This window comes from Leuconostoc mesenteroides subsp. mesenteroides ATCC 8293 (genome assembly GCF_000014445.1).
Taxonomy (GTDB): domain Bacteria; phylum Bacillota; class Bacilli; order Lactobacillales; family Lactobacillaceae; genus Leuconostoc; species Leuconostoc mesenteroides.
The window spans coordinates 1,396,752-1,419,780 of record NC_008531.1 but is presented as its reverse complement, the minus strand read 5'-3'; the positions used below and the strand labels follow the sequence as shown (position 1 = coordinate 1,419,780).

Here is a 23,029-nt window from a genome sequence, read left to right as displayed (position 1 = left end):
CCGTTCATGTTTAATTGGAGATTATTCTCAAAGAAATAGTCAGATAATACTTTGAAAAGAGCTCACTAGGAAGTGCTTAATCTATTAATTAGTATAGTAGTAGTTAATGCGATTGATTGATGGTGTAATCTTATGGCGTAGGAGAGAAGTGAGGATATGGGAATGAATCGTGATGAGTACAAAGTATCAGTTGTTATAGCACACTACAATGCTGGGGATTATATCCGAAAAGCGCTTGACTCTCTGGTCAGACAGACGATGAACCAAGATGATTTTGAGGTAATTATTGTTGACGACAAGAGTACCAAGCCATTAGGTATTATTCAGGAATATGAGTCTAAAATTAAGCATTTGCGAATAATTGTCGAAGATCAGAATCATGGCTATCCAAGCATTCCAAGAAATCATGGGATAGCAAAAGCACGTGGGACGTTCATCATGCTGATGGATCAAGATGACAATTTGGCCGATGACACCTTATTGACTTTTGTTGAATTTGCTGGTGATGATTCTGATGTCATTATTGGCAAATACGCCGAAGGTAAAATGTATAACGGCACACAGGTCCCCTTTAAGAACAGCACGAACATTAAAGACGCGAGCATCATAACGGATCATATTCTTAGTACGTTAGCACCACATAAGATGTATCGACGGGCAATGTTAAATCAATATGATGTTAGGTTCCCTGACAGTAGTTATATTCCAGTCGAAGAAGATCAAGTTTTCAACATGAAAGCCTACTCTGTTTCGAGAAAGATTTCCATCTTAGCAGATAAAGATTACTATTATTGGAACCAACGAGAAGACTTTGGTAATCTGGGCAAGAGTTCAAGTTATACTTACAATGAACCTTGGAAATATCTCAACATCTTATCAGAAGTATTCAATATTATCGAGGCATCTCCTAATTGGTCTTTAGCACAGCAATCCAAGCTCAAGGCAATGTATATTGGTCGACTATTTAATAGCTCATATACAACTGTGATAGAAATTATTAAGCTTCAGAAAAATGAACAAGAGAGAGAAACGCTAATTGCTGGTTTGAGAAAAATTATCAATGAGCGTATGGATTCACAAAGTATTAGCGAAGTTCGCCAAGAATCACGATGGATGGTTCTAGGAATTAAGTATGGCATGAACGATGAGGAATTATCGAACTTAGAGACAGAATTGTTTTCAGGCGAGAAATCATTGGTGCAGAACATACAATGCATTAATGGCGAGACAGTGAAAAATCTGTCAATCCATGGACGAACATGTGCAATTCCAGTTGACTTTCTGAAGAAAGAAACTTCACTCGGTACAAAATAATAAATAGAGGATTTTGGTAAATATATGTTGTAGATAGTATAAGGAGAGAAAAATGAAAGGCATTATCCTAGCCGGAGGCTCTGGCACAAGACTTTATCCAATTACCAAGGCAACAAGTAAGCAGTTGGTACCAATTTATGATAAACCAATGGTTTATTATCCATTGTCTGTTTTGATGTTAGCTGGAATTAAAAAAATTTTACTAATTTCAACGCCTGAATATGTTGGACAGTTTGAGGAACTATTCGGTGATGGCCATGAAATTGGTTTGCACATCGAATATGCGATTCAAGAAGAGCCTCGTGGCTTGGCCGACGCGTTCATTGTTGGCGCTGACTTTATCGGTGATGATGCTGTGGCCTTAGTGCTGGGAGACAATATTTTTTATGGTGCCGGTCTATCACAAAAGTTACAACAAGAGGCTTTAAAAACATCTGGCGCCACAGTGTTTGGCTATCAAGTTAAGGATCCGGAACGTTTTGGTGTGGTTGAATTTGACAAGGATGGCAAGGCTTTGTCCATTGTTGAAAAACCAGAACAGCCAAAGTCCAATTACGCCGTAACCGGTCTTTATTTCTATGACAATGATGTCGTGGAAATCGCTGCCAACGTTAAACCGTCAGAGCGTGGTGAAATTGAAATTTCTGATATTAACCAAGCTTATTTAGATCGTGGTGATTTAGACGTTCAAGTTATGGGACGTGGTTATGCGTGGCTTGATACTGGAACGTTGGATTCTCTCCTTGAAGCTTCTTCCTTCATTGCAACGATTCAAAAACAACAAAACTTAAAAGTTGCCTCATTAGAAGAAATTGCTTACCGTATGGGGTATATCGATATTGCGCAATTAGAAAAGTTGGCACAACCACTGAAAAAAAATGATTACGGTCAATATTTGCTTAGAATTGTTGATGAAGAAGGGAATTAAGGCGTTTACATGACTGAAGAATTTTTTGAGAAAAAATTGGCAGCACAACCAATTACAGCTATTCCGGGGATGATTGCTTTTGATATTCCTGTTCACGGTGATAATCGTGGTTGGTTTAAGGAAAACTTCCAAAAAGAAAAGATGTTACCCCTTGGTTTTCCAGAGTCTTTCTTTAAAGAGGATAAGTTACAAAACAATGTGTCCTTATCACGAAAGGGTGTGCTCCGTGGCCTGCATGCTGAACCATGGGATAAGTACATTTCTGTGGCCGATAATGGCCGTGTGTTGGGCTCTTGGGTTGACCTACGCGAGGGTGATTCATTTGGACATGTTTACCAAACGGTTATTGATGCTAGTAAAGGCATTTATGTACCACGTGGTGTGGCTAATGGATTCCAAGTATTGAGTGAAACGGTATCATACTCATACTTAGTCAATGACTACTGGGCACTAGATTTAAAGCCAAAGTATGCCTTTGTGAATTACGCAGATCCTGCTTTGGGCATTGAATGGTATGATGTCGAAAATGCTGAAGTCAGTGAAGCAGACAAAAATCATCCTTTGCTAAAAGATGTCGTGCCACTAACAAAAGAGCAATTGTAATAGGAGAACATTCATGACTGAATATAAGAATATTTTAGTAACGGGTGGTGCCGGCTTCATCGGGGCGAACTTTGTCCGTTACATTGTCGAAGAACATCCTGATGTTTTTGTGACAGTTTTAGATAAATTAACTTATGCTGGTAACAAGGAAAACTTAGCAGGATTGCCTGAAGACCGTGTGAAATTAGTGGTTGGTGACATTGCTGATGCGCCACTGGTTGATCAATTGGTCTCTGAAACAGATGCCGTGATCCACTATGCCGCTGAGAGTCATAACGATAATTCATTAAAAGACCCATCCCCATTTGTGCAGACGAACATTATTGGCACATATACCTTAATTGAAGCAGCACGCAAGTATAACAAGCGTTTTCACCATGTATCAACTGACGAAGTGTATGGCGACTTGCCATTGCGTGAAGATTTGCCAGGGCATGGTGAAGGTGCTGGCGAAAAGTTTACACCAGAATCACAATACCGTCCTTCAAGCCCTTATTCATCAACAAAGGCTAGTTCTGATTTGTTAGTTCGTGCTTGGGTACGTTCGTTTGGTTTGCAAGCTACTATCTCAAACACATCAAACAACTACGGCCCATACCAACACATTGAAAAGTTCATCCCTCGTCAAGTGACGAATATTATCAGTGGAATTAAGCCAAAGTTGTATGGAAACGGTAAAAACGTCCGTGATTGGATTCATACATACGACCATGCGACTGCAGTTTGGGCAATTTTGACTAAGGGAAAAATTGGCGAAACTTACCTGGTTGGTGCTGATGGTGAAAAAGATAACATCACAGTATTGCGCGCTATTTTGAAAGATATGGGTAAAGCTGAAGATGACTTCGACTTTGTCCAAGATCGTTCAGGCCACGATTTACGTTATGCAATTGATGCCACAAAAATTCGCGAAGAGTTGGGTTGGACACCAAAGTATACTGATTTTGAAACTGGCTTAGCCGATACCATTCAGTGGTACAAAGATAACCAAGCTTGGTGGCAGGCTGAAAAAGATGAAGTTGAAGCCAAGTACGCACAGAATAATCAATAAAGTTAAAACTCACGCATGTGAGTTTTTTGTCTATGAGGGAGAATTGGAATGAAATTTTTAATTACAGGTGCTAAGGGTCAATTAGGGCAAGAATTACAAAAGTTATTGCGCGAACGTGGACTAGATTTTGTCGCTTTTGATTCAAAACAGCTCGACATTACGAACAGCGCAGCTGTGTTATCAGCATTTGAACAAGCGCAACCGGATGTTGTTTTGCACGCGGCGGCGTACACAAAAGTTGATCTAGCCGAAGATGACGGGCGCGAGTTAAACTGGCAGGTTAACGTTGATGGGACAAAAAATGTTGCCGATGCTGCTAAGTTATACGAGGCGAAGCTGGTAGCCGTGTCAACAGATTATGTTTTTGATGGCACCAACGAGGGCGAATACCTCGAATCAGATGCGGTTAACCCAAAAAATTCCTACGGACGAGCTAAACTAGCCGGTGAATTGGCCGTTACTGAAAGTGGCGCTGATGCCTACATTGTTCGCACAAGTTGGGTATTTGGCGAGTTTGGTAATAACTTCGTTTACACCATGCAACGCTTGGCAGCCACGCACCCCAAGTTGACAGTTGTGAACGATCAACTTGGACGGCCAACTTGGACACGTACTTTGGCTGAGTTTATGCTTCATTTGGTAGATACTAAGGCCGGCTATGGTATTTATCATTTGTCTAACGACGGTACTGCCACGTGGTTTGACTTTGCTCGGGAAATTTTGAAAGATACAGACGTTGAAGTTGCCCCAGTAACTAGCGCAGAATTCCCACAAAAAGCTTACCGACCAAAGCATTCAGTGATGAGTTTGGAGAAAGCTAGGGCGACAGGATTTGAGATTAGTACTTGGCGCGAGGCGCTGGGGGAGTTTTTGGCAGGGATAGAGTAGTAGTAGTTAAATTCATGCTGATGAGATAAAAATATAGTTTGGAAAGAAGCCTTATCTTATATGGAGTAAGGTTTTTTGTTTGCTATTTTACTTGTGAAAATAATATTTAATAACATACATTTTACAATAAGTCAAGCAAAACGACTCGAAATACGTCGGGTTGAAATTGTCATTCGTTCTAATTTAATATGCAAGTACTTACTTGTATTAAAGCTATTGATACAAAATATTCTAAACAAAAATCGTTAAGATAGTAATTAACTAAAGTATAAATATTATTGTGAATTAATAAACGATTATAAAAAAACATATTTCTGTTGTTTTGATTTCACATTGTAACTGGTACAATGATAAGCGTTTGAGTGTATTAGAAAGGAGGAATTCATGTTAAAAAAAGCACTATTACCTCTATTGGGAATGTTAACTGTAGCGATTGTGAGTGCATGGTATATTAATTTTTCACCTCAACGAACGTCAGTATCAACCACATATCAATACAAGAAACCATCAAGTACATATCAATTTCAAAGACTTGCAGAAGACAATACTAGAGTCACTTTGCCAGCAGCAGGTCACTGGCAAGATGATTTTTCAGAATTAACGAATACTGTATTGGGATTATCTGGTCAATTCAATATTTTTTCAAAAACAATGGACCTTGATGATCGACCAATAGAAGGTAATTTTGCTACACAAGACATGATTAGAAAAGGTGGCAGTTCAGCTGGTCATAAGGGGATTTCCTATCTTCAAAGAAGCATACAGTCTAATAATGATCAGGCAACATTTAATAACGATACTTTAATTTTAGGCTCGTCTTTTAAATATTTACAGCCAACAGCAACCGATGGACGATCAACAATCAACGGCTTAAAATTAAACCAAACACCAAAAGTGTTACGGCAAGATGCTGATAATGATGAGTATTTGGATATAGATACAGAACTCGCGAGGCTATCATCTGTATCAAAAATAATCGCCAACCACTCCAAAAACAATAATGCCACTGTTGAAAACAAGTGGGGTGGTACGATAACAATTGATGCGAGTCATATTCCATCGGAAGATAATGTCAAGTATTTAACTGTTAAAGCAAGTGATTTTCCTGGCTATTCTTTGTCAATTAAGGGAATATCTGATGTGGAGAAGGTCGTTATTACAATCGATACTTCCGGTGTGAACAATTTTTCAACAGGTAGCATGGCTTTTGATTCGGTTTCGAAAAGCAAAAATATCATGTTTAATTTTTATAATATAGATTCTGAAACTAATTATACAGGTAAGGTTGATTGGCAGAGCAATAATAAAGAAACAAGTAATGCCATATTATCGCCTGAAGGCATTGTCACACTGTCTGGTATTGGTACGTTTAATGGTAACATTGTTGCACATAAATACGTAGGAAATAACACTTTTCCAACAAGTAGTACTTTTCCAGATTTGGAACTGCCAATTGATAGAAACAATGATGTGTCACCAAAGTTAATCTCTGCTCCAGATGTAGATTTTGGTTCTCACAAGATAAATAGTGAAACAAGTTTGATTGGTAATTGGAAAGGTAACTGTCAAGTCAGTGGTGAAAAAAGTAAAGAAATAAAAATTAACGTTGAATTGGCTAAACAGTTCACATCAGAAAATGGATCATTCGCTAATGATGTTAGTTGGCAGTTAGTGAAGAGTGATTACAGCTCGGGCAGCTTAACAACGTCTTTACAAGACTTTACAACAACATCGGCACGTATTAATTATTGGCCCTGGCAAGATGATGGGACTGGTAATTTATTGTCTGATTGGAGCTATAACAAAGAAAAGAAACAATATAGTTTCTACGATATGCAAGTATCTAATTTAGACACAATAACAGAAATAGGTAATTATACCGCAACACTGAGATGGACATTGGTTGATAGTCCATGAGAGTCTACATGAAACAAAAAAAGATTCTGTTGTGTGTCTTATCCAGCTACGTAATTGCTAGTTCTATGACTGTTTGTTCGGCTAATGTGTTGGGATCTGCAATTGAATCTCACGCGCAAATAAGTTTTCAAATGCCTGACTATATACCTGTTGAGCAACAGCCAACCAATCAAATGTCCACAGCTAAAGGTACATTAGTGAATGCACCAATGGCTCATGGTAAATATGACCGTCAGTTTGGTTATGTCTCAACACGAAAGGAGGTGACACCGGTCACCACACGACTACCAAGTGTAGGTGTAACACATAGACAGTCGTTATCATACATATTATGCAGTGTTATCATCGTTACGATGATAATTATTTCAGAGAATAAGAGAACAGAAAAAGGGAAGAATTATGATTAACAAGAAAATTTTAGGACTAGCAGGATTAGCAAGTTTAGGATTAGCAACAACAGCACCACTCGCTGTGGTACATGCAGATGATACATCAAAAGTTAGTCTTCAATCAAATGCACAAGTATCTTTTATAAAAGATGAAACTACTAAGCCAGTATTAAATCCTTTAAACCCGGTGAATGCTGATGGTGGTCAAAATTCTGTTACACCAATTGACAATGTGACAAAAGACAAACCACAAGCAGGTACCTCAGGATTACTAACCATTGATTTTGCGTCATCGTTTAACTTTGGAACGAACATCATTATTTCATCAGCTAAGCAAACATATTATGCAAGCGCCCAATCATATTCTAATAAGGGAACGATGACAACGGGACCAAATTTTGCACAGGTAACTGATAACCGTTCGGGAGATAAGCATACAGGATGGAAACTTCAAGTGAAGCAAGATGGTGACTTTACTGCTGTTACTGATTCGAGTTCAAAGTTAACTGGAGCTACTATCAGTATTAGTAATGGAAAAGCAGTGAATGGTAATGGTTCAGACAAGGTCATTAATACTGTTGACACTAATAGCATTACAATAGGTAGGGAAAATACAACAGTTATGAGCGCTGATGATGGAGAAGGAATTGGTACTTGGATATATTCTATGGGAAACCAAAATACTGCTGATAAAAGTGTTTCATTAACAGTTCCTGCGTCTTCAAAAATCAAGGAAGATACTTATAAAACAACTCTAACATGGACATTATCTGATACAGCTGTAGAATAATGGTTAACTTTTTCGAGAGGACATTAATATGATAGTTAAAAAAATTTACGGATTTTCATTTGCAGTGTTCATAGCAATGTTTTCTTTTTTTGTATTTAATAACACAGCAATTGCTGCTGAAATGAATTTTTCGGTAAACACCGCTATTCCTGATAATCAAATTGATAAGTCAAAGACATATTTCAATCTGAAAATGAATTCAGATCAACAGCAAGATATTATGGTTACGTTGAAAAATGATACAAAAAAAGATATCACTGTTGAAGTTGGCGTCAATACTGCCAAAACAAATTCCAATGGGGTTGTCGAATATGGTAAATCCAGTATAAAAAATGACAGCTCTTTGAAATATGACATTTCAAATATTGTCAAGGGTCCGTCAAGTGTTGTAATCCCCGCCAGCTCGTCTAAAAATGTTGCTTTCCATATTACTATGCCTAAAGAATCATTTGATGGTATATTACTCGGTGGTTTGACATTTCAACAAAAATCAAGCGAAGTAAATCAAGATAAAGCGAAAAACGGCACAACGGTTCAAAATGAATACTCATATGCGGTGGCTATCTTATTAAAGGAAACCGATAAAGTGGTTGATCCTAATCTTAATTTACTTCAAGTCAATCCTGGACAAATAAATTATCGCAATGTCATTAACGCTGAACTTCAAAATGATCAATCGGTCTTGATGTCTAAAGTATCAGTTGATGCCAAGATTTATTCTAAAAATGGTAAGAAACCAGTATACACATCGATTAAAAGTGATATGCAAATTGCGTCAAATAGTCATTTGACTTATCCTATTTCATTAAATGGTACGTCAATGAAGGCTGGTGACTATACGCTGAAAATGAAAGTTACAGCTACAGCTAATAAACAAGTCAAAAAATGGACATTCACTAAAGATTTCACGATTAAATCAAAACAAGCACGAGATTTAAACAAATCAGATGTTGATGTAAAAGCAAATACTAATAATAGTAATTGGCTGTACATTGTGATAGGTGCTGCATTGTTAATCATAATCATTATTTTGATTGTCGTGATTATTTTACAGCGTAAGAAAAATTCTAATCAGTAACCAAAAAGCAGAAACGTCATTCGTTTCTGCTTTTTTTCAACTTTTAATTAGAATATTTTATTGGTACTATAATAAAAAGGACACGATGTAATCCGGTCACATTTAAGGAAATAGTGAGTGCAATGTTGAAACCAGCTAATTTAAGAAAAATTGCTTCAAATATAGAGTCTGAAAGCATCAAACACTATCTAAATCACTTAGGTGTGCTATCAATTCGTGAAAGAGAACTCCAAGGGATTGAGCGATTAGTGCGTCATTTTATTGATGAGCAGGTACCCTTAAATTTTTTTTATATTGGTTACAGCATGCCAAAAATTAGTAAGGAGTTCGATTTATTAGCCTTTGATCAAAGGCATCGTGTAGTTAATATTGAGCTCAAAAGCCAAGCTGATTATGATGAAGAGAAGGTCAGAAAACAGTTAATCAACAATAAATACTATTTGTCACAAGTTGCTAAAGAAATTAAACTATTTACTTATAACTCAGATTCAGACATTATCTACACATTAACTGAACAAGATGAACTAGAGGCAACAGATATATCATCAACGCATTTATTTTTAGCATCAGAATTTTATCGGATACTGGCAACTTTCGATAGTATAGATATGGGCAATTTAGATAGCTTGTTTAAGGTCAATTTATATTTAGTTTCGCCGTTTCGAGAAACACATGCTTTTTTAGAGGGGGACTATCTTCTGAGTCAACAGCAACAAGTACTTCAGAACAATATTTTAACAATCAGTGAGTCAGGTTTCTATGCTGTTAATGTACCATCTGGGAATGGAAAAGCACTGATGCTGTACGATACTGTCAAAAAATTGAGCAAAAATAATACTGTCTTAATTGTTCATGTTGGGAAATTAAATGCCACTCAATTTAGCTTGAGACGAAATTATGACTGGAAAATCATTCCAATTCGCCAGTTCATGAAGAAAATAAAGTCGAAGAAGTTACAAAACTTTGATTACATTTTTATTGATGAAGCGCAGAATCTATCTATTAAAAATATCAATTCTTTGGTTAACTATTTCGAAATACGACCCACCAGGTTATTTCTAATTGGTGTTACCAGTTCAAATACCAAAAAAAATATTGATAATGACTACAGCTTTTTGACAATTGGGTAACAGCTGCCGTCAACCTATTGTAAATTAGCAGGCATTATGTCAAAATGAGTACTTAAGGTTAGAACATTGCTAATTGTTTTTTTACTTATGGGAGAGAAGTGTTAATGAAAAAAATATTTGGTATCATTGCCGCTGTCATTGTTGTTATTGTGGGGATAATAGCCTTAGGGCATCAAAATAATGATTCTTCGAAAACATCAAAATCGTCAACAACAGTTAAAGTATCGAAAAGTTCATCGAAGACTTCGAAAAGTAGTTCAGTTGAAAAATCATCTTCATCAAGTTCTTCATCTGTTAGTTCTTCCTCTGAGCAAACGACATCATCTAGTTCATCAGAAAACTCGTCAAGTTCAGAGTCGTCATCTTCAGATAGTTCATCATCTTCTAGTTCTGTAAGTTCTAATACAACGGATAGCCCAACCTATGATCCAAACAAAACCGTTCAAGGCGTTGAAGTAACATCAGAGATGATTGCTGAAACACGTAAGCAACTTATTGCGGCGGGATTACCAGCAGATCAATGGGCACCAAGCGATATCAAGAAAATTATCACTGAAGCTTCTCAACAAAACATGTCAGTTGTTGATTACGCAAAGGCTAATTTTCATAATTAAAAAAATTGCTGACGTCGGTCAGTGTACATATGTGGGAGTGTGTAAATGAATAAAATAACTTTTTGGTCGAGCATCGCAGCGGTGAGCATTGCTGCTTCATTAGTAGCTGTTGGTCAGGCTCATGCAGCTGATGGTGTACCTGCTATCACAGCAGGTACTTCTGGCTTACCTAGAATGGATGTTGTGGATGTTTCCTCTAACAATGGAACTATTTCTGTAGCTGATTATAAGAAGATGCAAAATTATGGTGTTAAAGCCGTAATTGTTAAACTTTCAGAAGCCGATTCATATAAAAATCCATACGCTAAATCGCAGATTACTAATGCTAAAGAAGCTGGCCTACAAGTTGGCGCATATCATTATTCATGGTACGCTTCAAAAGCTGACGCGCAAGCTGAAGCAAAGTATTTTACTAATTACGCAGCCTCATTAGAACTACCAAAAGATACGTTGATGGTTGATGATTTGGAAGAATCATACACAAAAAATAGCAGTGTAACTGCCAATGCAACAGCCTTTAACGCGCAAGTTAAAGCTGCTGGATATACAAATACTTCTACTTATACATATGTTTCTTATGTTAATGAAACGAACTTGAATTTTTCATATATAGGTAATAATCGGGTATGGATGGCACAATATCCATACCAGCCAAGCGCTAGTTCTTTATGGAATCAATCATATGGTATGTGGCAATGGAACAGTAATACTAGTTTTCCTGGTGTAAAAGGAACATTTGATGTTTCGATTGATTATCAAAACTTAATTTCGATTAACGCCAATGGCTACAATAATGGCATTTTCTATCAAAATGGAAAGCCGGCCAGCGGATATATTTACTCACCATCACAATCAACTGCCAATGGTGGTTATAACTGGTTTGAAAATGGCAAACCATACACTGGTTTCCGCTATTACATGGGCACTTATTATTGGTTTATCAATGGTGTACGTCAGAATGCCGGTTGGCGTGAAGCATGGGGTATGAAGTATTACACTGATAATACTGGTCGTGCCTTACAGGGCATTCAAATTATTGATGGGCAAGCTTATGACTTTGGTACAAATGGCACGTATAATTTGAAGGGGATGGCTAGTGGATACTTGTACTCACCATCTTACTCAACTGCCAATGGTGGCTATAACTGGTTTGAAAACGGGAAACCATACACTGGCTTCCGCTATTATACGGGTACTTACTATTGGTTTGTGAACGGCGTTCGTCAAAATGAGGGTTGGCGACATGCATGGGGTTACACATACTGGACAGATAGCACGGGTCGTGCTGTTCAGGGACATCAAAAAATTGATGGTAAAGACTATTACTTTGGTGATAATGGCACATACTACATGCGCTAATTCATGAGGGCAAAAGCCTTTTTTATTGCGAAAAATTAAAAAAATATTGAGAGTAAAAATATGAAGCGTTATTATTACATGGATATTCTGACAATACTTGCTACGATAGCAGTTGTTTTCCTTCATACCTCAGAATATGCTTTTTCAAATCAAACTGGTGATTCGCACTGGATTATAGCGGTAATACTTCAAGTTACCTTTATTTGGGCAGTGCCAATCTTTTTTATGATGTCTGGTGCCCATTTGCTAGATTATCGCGAACGATATGATACAGTAACTTTTTTCAAAAAAAGAATGACCAAGGTTTTTGTGCCATTTATTTTTTGGTCATTTGTGTGGTATATCTTAAATCCATTTATATTTCATCAACCAACTGATTATCATATTGGACAATTTATTGATGCGGTCATGCACAATAGTATTCAGCCGATATTTTGGTTCTTTTATTTCGTCATTGGCTTCTACATTAGTGCACCACTACTAACAAAAATTACCAATAAATCAGATAAAACACTAGCCTTATATTTATTAGCAGTGAATATGATCTTTGTCAATATCTTAAGTTATTACTATGAAGTTCGTTTACAAACAGATAATTTTTTTCTACATGGCATACAAATAGGTGCTGCTGGTGGCGTTGGCTTTTTCGTGGTTGGTTGGTACTTAAAAAATACTGTTTTACACAAATGGCAAAAAAATATGCTATATGTGGCTGCCTTAGTATCAGTAGCCATCATGATTGCGTTGACAATTTACCTCTCCATCAAAAGGGGCAAATTTGCACGCGAAGTCTATGATATTTGGGGATTATTTGGATTTATACTCTCCATCGGCGTATTTGAATTTGTTAAAAGTCATTTGGCGACATATCAACCGAGTCCTAAAGTGCAACTTGCTTTGCAAAAAGTAGCCAGTACATCGCTTGGTGTGTATGTGATTCATGAATTCTTCATTTATTTTGCTGAGAGAAAGTTACATATTGCCGACAGTTCGCTGAAACACATGTTCATTTTGCCGATCATTGTATGGTTAGCATCAACTGCTCTCGTACTAATTATTCATAAAATTCCATTGCTAAATAAAATTGTATAGATTAAATATTAAAAGGCGTGCATAGCGTCTTTTTTATTTATGATATAGGTTTAACAAACAAATGTAATACTATTGAAATGATAAACGTTTATACTTAACGAAGCTATATTATAAGTAATATAAAGTGGAGAGTTTAATAAAAATGGAGAGTTTATATGAGAAAAAAACTATATAAATCAGGGAAACTATGGGTTGCAGCAGCAGCAGTGACTCTTTCAATTGCTACTGGGTCTGCTACAGTTCAAGCTGATACAGTAACTGCAGCGAATGCTACTACTTCAAAAACCACAGATCAAGAAAGTATATCAACGACAACCTCTGACACTACAGAGATTCAGACCGAACCAGATGATGCAAGCAATACTGTTAACAAGCAAGAAGTAGCAGAAACTGTTGATACAAAAAATAGTACAGCAGATACTACTTCCACTGATAACAAAACAACGACTACTGAAAATTCTACAGCGGATAAGACTGCAAATACGACAGAGAAAACGGAAAACAGTGCTGATGCCAAGGTAGATGATACAATTACCACAGATGTTAAAACCACTGATATAAAGACTGAATCTGCAGAAGCGAAAGAAGTCAACAGTAATCAACAAGAATATCAAACGACGAACATTGATGATAGTATTTCTTCTGCGTTGAATTCTAAAAAAATCGTTATCAGAACAAATACTGATGGTACTTCAACAACACAAATTACTTACGCAAACTTTCAAGATGTTGCTGATAACTTAAACACCGAAGCATCTGTTCCATATTTTAATGCCGATGCTGTTAAAAACATTCCCGCTGCTACTACGGCAAATGCTGAGACTGGTGATGTAACAGAACTAGATGTTTGGGACTCATGGGCCTTACAAGACGCTCAATCAGCTGAAGTGGAAAACTATCATGGATATAATGTTGTATTTGCTTTAGCTGGCCGTCCAAATGCGGATGATATACATATATACTTGTTCTACAAAAAAATCGAGACCAATGCATTAAACTCTTGGCAAACTTCTGGTCCAGTAATGGGGATGGGGGCCACATGGGGTAGTCAACAATGGTCTGGGTCTGCTACGGTAAACAATGACGACAGTATTCAATTATTTTATACACAGGTTGACCAACCCGATACTCACCAGCACCTAGCTACGGCTAATTTAACTATGAAATATGCTGATGATCAATTAGTGGTAAAAAGTGTAAATAATGCCCATGATATTTTCTTTGGTGACGGTTATCACTACAAAACTTTTGAACAGTACTGGGCAAACGGTTATTATAATACAGGAGACAAGTTCGCTTTAAGAGACCCGCATGTTATAGAAGTTGATGGACAACGCTATTTAACATTTGAAGGAAGTACAGGAACAGAAAACTATCAAAGTACAACTGCGGTTGATAATATAAATTATTATGGCGGAACAGATGATTTTAACCAGCAAGCTATAGCTGATATAAAGAGCGATGCTCATAAACTTGATGTATCGGCAAAAGCAAACGGTGCAATTGGATTGCTTAAGTTATCAGATGACCAAAATAATCCTACTGTGGAAGAAGTATATTCACCACTATTAGCCAGCAACGGTGTTACAGATGAGATTGAGCGAGCTAATATAGTTCCTTTGAACGGTAAATATTATCTTTTCACCACCGCTAGGCTGGATCGTAGTCTTGTTAAATTAGAAAATTACGATACAGTTGCTATGATGGGTTATGTTTCTAATAGCTTAACAGGACCATATTTACCGCTTAATGGTAATGGAAATGTTTTAACTGGTACTCAGTCTTATGGATCAAGAACCAATAGTTATTCTTACTATGCTCTTCCTGTGGCAGATCGGAGTGATTTATTACTAATTACCTCCTATATGACTAATCGTGGAGCTGATACCTATCGTTCTACTTTCGCTCCATCGTTTTTAGTTCAGTTAAGCGCTGATGGTATGAGCACTAAAGTATTGGAGACTGTTTTATCACAAGGTGCGTTAACTTATGATGGTAAGGGCAGTGTTGCGGAACTAGTTGGCACAAAAGAGACATCAAACATAACTGGTAAAAAGATTGGTTGGATTGATAATAAGTTTTATGTCAATGATCAAGTAGCTAATGGTTACCAATATGATTATACGAATGACGCGAATTATTTGTTTAAAGATGGTGTTCGCCAAAGTGGTGTGCAAGCTTATGACAATACCTATTACTACTTTGACCCAGTAACGTACAAGCGAGTAGAAAATGACATCCGCAAAGCAACTTGGGGATTAGAATATTACTTTGGTAACGACGGTCGTGTGAAGCAAGGTCAGTTTGCAGTTAATGGTGTTGCTTATGACTTTGGTAATGACAAAACATACGCTAAGCGTGGTTTTGCATCAGGTTACTTACAAGATGTGACGGATAACAATCAGTGGTACTGGTTTGAAAATGGGTCAAAGTATACTGGCTTCCGTTACTATCAAAATACTTATTACTTCTTCGAGTCAGGACAACGTCAAGAGAGTAAGTGGGAAACAGCCTGGGGCATGAAGTACTACGTTGGTACTGATGGTCGTGCAGTACAAGGCGTTCAAATTATTGATGGACAAGCATATGACTTTGGTACGAATGGAACTTTCAACTTGAAGGGGACAGCGAGTGGCTACTTGTACTCACCATCATTGTCAACAGCGAATGGTGGTTATAACTGGTTTGAGAATGGTAAGCCATATACAGGCTTCCGTTACTACGAAGGTACTTATTACTGGTTCGTGAACGGTGTTCGTCAAAATGCTGGTTGGCGTGAAGCTTGGGGCATGAAGTATTATACGGATGCTAGTGGTCGTGCATTGCAAGGTATCCAAATCATTGATGGCCAAGCCTATGACTTTGGTACAAATGGTACGTATAATTTGAAGAGTGCAGCGAGTGGCTATTTGTACTCGCCAAGCTATTCAAAGGCCAATGGTGGTTATAACTGGTTTGAGAATGGTAAGCCATATACAGGATTCCGTTATTACATGGGCACATATTACTGGTTCGTGAATGGTGTTCGTCAAAATGCAGGATGGCGCGAAGCATGGGGCAAGAAGTATTATACAGATGCCAATGGTCGAGCATTACAAGGTATTCAAAAGATAGATGGTCAGCAATATAACTTTGGTAATGATGGCACATATTACTTACGTTAAAGAAGAGGCGAAAGCCTTTTTTATTTGAAAACAATTAATATGATATATGGGCAACAAGGGAATGTAATATAATTGAAATGATAACCGTTTATACTTATTAATAGTATTTAAGTTAAGAACCTACATTGGAGAATCTCATGAGAATAAAGTTATATAAGTCAGGGAAAATATGGGTAGCAGCGGCGGCAGCCATAGTAACTATAGCTGCTATTCCCACATTAGTCAGTGCTGATACGACCACTTCAGATACCACCACAGTAAGTAGTGACACAACTACAAAATCAGATACCACAACGGTAAGTAGTGATACAACTACAAAATCAGATACCACAACGGCAAGTAGTGACACTACTACAACGGCAGATACCGCAACGGCAAGTAGTGACACAACTACAACGGCAGATACCGCAACGGCAAGTAGTGACACAGCCACAACGGCAGATACCGCAACGGCAAGTAGTGACACAGCCACAAAGACAGATACCGCAACGGCAAGTAGTGACACAGCCACAAAGGCAGATACCACAACGGCAAGTAGTGATACAACTACAAAGGCAGATACCACAACAGTAAGTAGTGACACAACTACAAAGGCAGATACCACAACGGCAAGTAGTGAGACGGCATCTTCTACTACTGTTGAACCATTAGATTCTGATGTTTCAAAAGATTTAAATTCAAAAACAACAGTAGTCACTAAAAATGATGATGGAACTTATACCACTAATATTACATACGCTAATTTAAAAGATGTAGCTGATAATATTTCAAGTTTAAATTCTAATACATCAGTACCATACTTTAATGCTGATGCTATTAAAAATTTGCCAGCAATGACAACAGCTAATGCTCAGACAGGTGAAATTCAAGACCTAGATGTTTGGGACTCTTGGGCACTACAAGATGCCACTACTGGTGTCGTCGCCAATTATCATGGGTATAATATTGTATTTGCTTTAGCTGGTAATCCAAAAGAAGACGGGGATCAGCATATTTATATGCTTTATACAAAATATGGTGATACGGCTTTAAATGATTGGAAAAATGCTGGGCCAGTGTTTGGATTCAATGCTACAACTAGTCAACAACAGTGGTCCGGATCTGCAACGGTCAATGATGATGATAGTATTCAACTATATTACACGAAAGTAGACCAACCAATGACTGTGCAAAGGTTGGCAACAGCAAACCTATCAATGGTATATGATGAATCCGAAGTTAGCGTTTCTAAAGTTAACAATGATCATGTTCTCTTTGAGGGAGATGGCCAAATATATCAAACACTACAACAATGGGAAGCTGGTGGTGACTATCAAAGTGGAGATAACTTCACTTTGCGGGATCCTCATGTTATTGAAGTAAATGGGGAACGTTATTTAGCGTTTGAAGCTAACACTGGGACAAATAATTATCAATCAGATGATGCCGTCAATAACGATACTTATTATGGTGGAACAGAATCGTTTAATCAACAAGCTAAAACTGATACGTTACAGAATCCTGATAAATTAGCTTTATCAACTAAGGCTAATGGAGCTATTGGATTAATTAAGCTTTCCAATGATCAAAATAATCCGAGTGTGGTTGAAGTGTATTCACCACTTCTAGCAGCCAACGGCATTACTGATGAAATCGAACGCGCTAATATTGTGCCATTAAACGGCAAGTACTATCTATTTACAGATACACGTTTGAGTAAGAGTGTTGTGCCGACAGCTGATTTTAATATTAATGTTGGTATGATGGGTTACGTTTCAGATAGTTTATTTGGGCCATATACACCATTAAATGGTAGCGGCAGTGTGATTACCGGGACGCAACTATTTACTTCTAGAACTGATACGTATTCTTATTATGCAGTTCCAGTTGAGGGACATAGTGATTTATTACTGGTCACTTCATACATGAGTAACCGTAATGAAAAATCTGGTACAGGAATGAACTCAACTTTTGCACCCTCATTCTTGATTCAAATAAGTGCCGATGGTATGAGTACGAAGGTATTAGATATTATCCTGGCACAAGGAACTTGGACTTATGATGGTGAGAGTGATAGCGTTGAGGAATTAGTTGGTACAAAAGCTACTTCAGAATTAACAAATATGAAGATTGGCTGGGTTGAAAACAAGTTTTACGTTAATAATGAACTAGCTAACGGTTATGTTTATGATTATACAAATACTAGTTATTATTTGTTTAAAAATGGTGTTCGCTTAAGTGGTGTGCAAACCTATGCAAATTCATATTATTATTTCGATCCAGTAACATATAAAAGAGTTGATAATGAGATTCATCAAGATAATACTGGGAAGAAATATTACTTCGGTAATGACGGCCGTGTGAAGCAAGGCCAATTTGCTGTGAATGGTGTTGCTTATAACTTTGGTAACGATAAAACCTATTATGAGCGAGGTTTTGCATCAGGTTACTTACAAGATGTAACGGATAACAATCAGTGGTACTGGTTTGAAAGTGGTAAAAAGTACACTGGGTTCCGTTATTATATGGGCACATATTATTTCTTTGAAACAGGACAACGTCAAGAGAGTAAGTGGGAAACAGCCTGGGGGATGAAGTACTACGTTGGTACTGATGGTCGTGCAGTACAAGGCGTTCAAATTATTGATGGACAAGCATATGACTTTGGTACGAATGGAACCTTCAACTTGAAGGGGACAGCGAGTGGCTACTTGTACTCACCATCATTGTCAACAGCGAATGGTGGTTATAATTGGTTTGAGAATGGTAAGCCATATACAGGCTTCCGTTACTACGAAGGTACTTATTACTGGTTCGTGAACGGTGTTCGTCAAAATGCTGGTTGGCGTGAAGCTTGGGGCATGAAGTATTATACGGATGCTAGTGGTCGTGCATTGCAAGGTATCCAAATCATTGATGGCCAAGCCTATGACTTTGGTACAAATGGTACGTATAATTTGAAGAGCGCAGCGAGTGGCTATTTGTACTCGCCAAGCTATTCAAAGGCCAATGGTGGTTATAACTGGTTTGAGAATGGTAAGCCATATACAGGATTCCGTTATTACATGGGCACATATTACTGGTTCGTGAATGGTGTTCGTCAAAACGCAGGATGGCGCGAAGCATGGGGCAAGAAGTATTATACAGATGCCAATGGTCGAGCATTACAAGGTATTCAAAAGATAGATGGTCAGCAATATAACTTTGGAAATGATGGCACATATTACTTACGTTAAAGAAGAGGCGAAAGCCTTTTTTATTTTGTTTTGAGGCATGATCATTCTAATTTAGAAAGTACTGTAATCTATGGCTACACTCTGCACCTTTACTTAACTATAGTAGATTCATTTTAGTAATTCATATAGTTCAATAAAACACATGAATGATTTCATATATTAATATTTAAAAAAATTTATATACAATTAAAACATAAATGTTGATAATAGAATCGATATTGATATTTAAAGACTTATATTAATATTATTATTTTAATGTTTATTTAATTCATTTTTGTTCAACAATGAACTATGTTATACGTTTAACAACTTTTTGTAATATTTTTGAAATGATGAACGATTATACTTAACGTAGTTGCACGAGATGCAATAATTCTAAATTGGGAGTTCTTATCGATGAGAAAGAAGTTATACAAGGCGGGGAAGATATGGGTAGCTGGAGCAGCAACAGTAGCAGCTATTTCTATGGGAGTGAGTTCTGTTAGTGCAGACACGGTTGGTAATACTACAACAACTGACACAGAAACACTGAGCAAAACAACTGATGTGAATACTGACACAACAGCTCCATCAGATGTTAATAAAGAAACGACAGTCAATTCAACGACTCCTGATGCAACGACAACTAAAGCCAATCAAGAAAAGGCTATAGATAGTACTACTAAGACAGTAGATGCTAACAAAGAAACAACTGATGATAAAGAAACTACGTCAGTTGATGATACTAAGAGTGCAACAACTGACGACAAAGCGAATGTGGCAGCAGTATCAGCAGATGATAGTTCGAAAAAAGTAGCGGACAAAAATGCAGAAACCGACGCTACTACTGATGATAAAAAAGCGACCACCTCAGTTGTGACACTAGACGACAGTGTGTCAAAAGATTTAAACTCTAAAACAACATTAGTTACTAAAAATGATGATGGTACCTCAACTACCAACATGACATATGCTAACTTAAAAGATGTTGCGGATAACATTGCTAATTTGAATTCAGATACGTCTGTACCATATTTCAATGCTGATGCAATTAAGAATTTGCCAGCAATGGCAACGGCAGATGCGCAAAGTGGTGAAGTACAAGATTTGGATGTATGGGATTCTTGGGCACTACAAGACGCAAAAACTGGTGTCACTGCAAATTATCATGGTTACAACATTGTTTTTGCTTTAGCAGGTTCTCCAAAAGAGGATAACGATCAACATATTTACATGCTTTACACTAAGAATGGTGATACAGCAATCAATAATTGGAAGAATGCTGGGCCAGTCTTTGGCTTCAATGCACTGTGGGATAAGCAGCAGTGGTCTGGATCTGCAACGGTCAATGATGATGACAGTATTCAATTATTCTATACAAAAACTGACCAACCACGCACAGTACAACGTTTGTCAACTGCTAACTTGTCAATGGCATATACGGATACTGAAGTTCGTGTAGCAAAAGTTAGTAATGATCATGAACTCTTCACAGGGGATGAGGAGCATTACCAAACTCTGCAACAATGGATCGATGCAGGATACTATGATACGGGAGATAACTTTACCTTACGTGATCCGCACGTGATTGAGGTTGATGGAGAACGTTATCTAACTTTTGAATCCAACACAGGTACTGAGAATTATCAAAGTGATGATGCTGTCGATAACATGGATTACTATGGTGGAACTGATGAATTCAACCAAACAGCAAGAGAAACAACATTGGCAAATGCGGATAAGTTGAAATTCTCAAAGAAGGCCAATGGCGCTATTGGATTGGTGAAGCTTACAGGACAGCAAAATAATCCAACTATTGGACAAATTTATTCACCACTTCTGGCAGCCAACGGTATTACTGATGAAATCGAACGTGCTAACATTGTGCCTTTGAATGGAAAGTACTATCTCTTTACAGATACACGTTTGAGTAAGAGTGTTGTGCCAACAGTTGATCCGGACATTAACGTTGGTATGATGGGCTATGTTTCTGATAGTTTGATGGGTCCTTATACACCATTGAATGGTAGTGGCAGTGTGATAACAGGAACACAATTAGCTGAATCTAGAACAGATACTTATTCATATTATGCAGTTCCTGTTGAAGGACATAATGATTTGTTGTTAATTACATCATACATGAGTAACCGTGCTGAAAAAGCTGGCGTTGGACTTAATTCTACGGTAGCACCATCATTCTTAGTTCAAGTAGGTGCCGATGGTCAAACAACAAAAGTACTAGATACTGTTTTAGCACAAGGAACATGGACTTATAATGGTAAAGGCAGCGTTGCGGAACTAGTTGGCACAAAAGAGACATCAAACATAACTGGTAAAAAGATTGGTTGGATTGATAATAAGTTTTATGTCAATGATCAAGTAGCTAATGGTTACCAATATGATTATACGAATGACGCGAATTATTTGTTTAAAGATGGTGTTCGCCAAAGTGGTGTGCAAGCTTATGACAATACCTATTACTACTTTGACCCAGTAACGTACAAGCGAGTAGAAAATGACATCCGCAAAGCAACTTGGGGATTAGAATATTACTTTGGTAACGACGGTCGTGTGAAGCAAGGTCAGTTTGCAGTTAATGGTGTTGCTTATGACTTTGGTAATGACAAAACATACGCTAAGCGTGGTTTTGCATCAGGTTACTTACAAGATGTGACGGATAACAATCAGTGGTACTGGTTTGAAAATGGGTCAAAGTATACTGGCTTCCGTTACTATCAAAATACTTATTACTTCTTCGAGTCAGGACAACGTCAAGAGAGTAAGTGGGAAACAGCCTGGGGCATGAAGTACTACGTTGGTACTGATGGTCGTGCAGTACAAGGCGTTCAAATTATTGATGGACAAGCATATGACTTTGGTACGAATGGAACTTTCAACTTGAAGGGGACAGCGAGTGGCTACTTGTACTCACCATCATTGTCAACAGCGAATGGTGGTTATAACTGGTTTGAGAATGGTAAGCCATATACAGGCTTCCGTTACTACGAAGGTACTTATTACTGGTTTGTGAACGGTGTTCGTCAAAATGCTGGTTGGCGTGAAGCATGGGGCATGAAGTATTATACGGACGCTAGTGGTCGTGCATTGCAAGGTATCCAAATCATTGATGGCCAAGCCTATGACTTTGGTACAAATGGTACGTATAATTTGAAGAGTGCAGCGAGTGGCTATTTGTACTCGCCAAGCTATTCAAAGGCCAATGGTGGTTATAACTGGTTTGAGAATGGTAAGCCATATACAGGATTCCGTTATTACATGGGCACATATTACTGGTTCGTGAATGGTGTTCGTCAAAATGCAGGATGGCGCGAAGCATGGGGCAAGAAGTATTATACAGATGCCAATGGTCGAGCATTACAAGGTATTCAAAAGATAGATGGTCAGCAATATAACTTTGGTAATGATGGCACATATTACTTACGTTAAGAAATAATAACATCTATAGAAAATAATAAAATAAATAGCAATCCTGATTTTAAAGCAGGATTGCTATTTTT

General features: G+C 37.6%; 16 protein-coding genes. All 16 read left to right on the top strand.

Annotation, left to right across the window (positions count from 1 at the left end):
• Positions 1–162: 162 nt before the first annotated feature.
• The 16 genes from LEUM_RS06955 (at position 163) to LEUM_RS06880 (ending at position 22,958) form a co-directional block, all read left to right on the top strand.
• A complete protein-coding gene (locus LEUM_RS06955) occupies positions 163–1,314 on the top strand; it encodes a glycosyltransferase family 2 protein (RefSeq protein WP_041775288.1) in 1,152 nt (383 codons plus the stop codon).
• A 52-nt stretch (positions 1,315–1,366) separates the two neighbouring features.
• Positions 1,367–2,242: a glucose-1-phosphate thymidylyltransferase RfbA gene (rfbA, locus tag LEUM_RS06950; RefSeq protein WP_011680113.1), complete on the top strand. Its 876-nt coding sequence runs from the start codon at positions 1,367–1,369 to the stop codon at positions 2,240–2,242.
• Positions 2,243–2,251: 9 nt separating this feature from the next.
• Positions 2,252–2,845 carry a dTDP-4-dehydrorhamnose 3,5-epimerase family protein gene (locus LEUM_RS06945; protein WP_011680112.1) on the top strand — a complete coding sequence of 198 codons (594 nt, stop codon included), beginning with the start codon at positions 2,252–2,254 and terminating at the stop codon, positions 2,843–2,845.
• A 13-nt stretch (positions 2,846–2,858) separates the two neighbouring features.
• Complete coding sequence (gene rfbB, locus LEUM_RS06940; protein WP_011680111.1) at positions 2,859–3,896, top strand: dTDP-glucose 4,6-dehydratase; 1,038 nt, start codon at positions 2,859–2,861, stop codon at positions 3,894–3,896.
• 48 nt (positions 3,897–3,944) lie between these two features.
• Positions 3,945–4,784, top strand: coding sequence for a dTDP-4-dehydrorhamnose reductase (gene rfbD / locus LEUM_RS06935; protein ID WP_011680110.1), 840 nt, complete (start codon positions 3,945–3,947; stop codon positions 4,782–4,784).
• A gap of 384 nt (positions 4,785–5,168) precedes the next feature.
• The gene (locus tag LEUM_RS06930; RefSeq protein ID WP_011680109.1) at positions 5,169–6,701 is read left to right on the top strand and encodes a hypothetical protein; all 1,533 of its coding nucleotides are present in this window, start codon (positions 5,169–5,171) and stop codon (positions 6,699–6,701) included.
• Positions 6,702–6,709: 8 nt separating this feature from the next.
• Complete coding sequence (locus LEUM_RS06925; RefSeq protein ID WP_011680108.1) at positions 6,710–7,108, top strand: hypothetical protein; 399 nt, start codon at positions 6,710–6,712, stop codon at positions 7,106–7,108.
• On the top strand, positions 7,101–7,880 hold the full coding sequence (locus LEUM_RS06920; RefSeq protein WP_011680107.1) for a WxL domain-containing protein: 780 nt from the start codon (positions 7,101–7,103) through the stop codon (positions 7,878–7,880). The genes LEUM_RS06925 and LEUM_RS06920 overlap by 8 nt, the downstream gene beginning before the upstream one ends.
• Before the next feature lie 28 nt (positions 7,881–7,908).
• Positions 7,909–8,958, top strand: a complete 1,050-nt coding sequence (locus LEUM_RS06915; RefSeq protein WP_011680106.1) for a WxLIP family cell surface protein — start codon at positions 7,909–7,911, stop codon at positions 8,956–8,958.
• Positions 8,959–9,080: 122 nt separating this feature from the next.
• Positions 9,081–10,088 (top strand): hypothetical protein, encoded by a 1,008-nt coding sequence (locus LEUM_RS06910; RefSeq protein ID WP_011680105.1) that lies wholly within the window; start codon positions 9,081–9,083, stop codon positions 10,086–10,088.
• A gap of 104 nt (positions 10,089–10,192) precedes the next feature.
• Positions 10,193–10,702: a hypothetical protein gene (locus LEUM_RS06905; protein WP_011680104.1), complete on the top strand. Its 510-nt coding sequence runs from the start codon at positions 10,193–10,195 to the stop codon at positions 10,700–10,702.
• Positions 10,703–10,747: 45 nt separating this feature from the next.
• The gene (locus LEUM_RS06900) at positions 10,748–12,061 is read left to right on the top strand and encodes a GH25 family lysozyme (protein WP_011680103.1); all 1,314 of its coding nucleotides are present in this window, start codon (positions 10,748–10,750) and stop codon (positions 12,059–12,061) included.
• A gap of 60 nt (positions 12,062–12,121) precedes the next feature.
• Positions 12,122–13,153, top strand: a complete 1,032-nt coding sequence (locus tag LEUM_RS06895) for an acyltransferase (protein ID WP_011680102.1) — start codon at positions 12,122–12,124, stop codon at positions 13,151–13,153.
• 155 nt (positions 13,154–13,308) lie between these two features.
• A complete protein-coding gene (locus LEUM_RS06890) occupies positions 13,309–16,317 on the top strand; it encodes a glycoside hydrolase family 68 protein (protein WP_011680101.1) in 3,009 nt (1,002 codons plus the stop codon).
• A gap of 137 nt (positions 16,318–16,454) precedes the next feature.
• Complete coding sequence (locus tag LEUM_RS06885; RefSeq protein ID WP_011680100.1) at positions 16,455–19,532, top strand: glycoside hydrolase family 68 protein; 3,078 nt, start codon at positions 16,455–16,457, stop codon at positions 19,530–19,532.
• A 396-nt stretch (positions 19,533–19,928) separates the two neighbouring features.
• A complete protein-coding gene (locus LEUM_RS06880; RefSeq protein ID WP_011680099.1) occupies positions 19,929–22,958 on the top strand; it encodes a glycoside hydrolase family 68 protein in 3,030 nt (1,009 codons plus the stop codon).
• Positions 22,959–23,029: the final 71 nt, after the last annotated feature.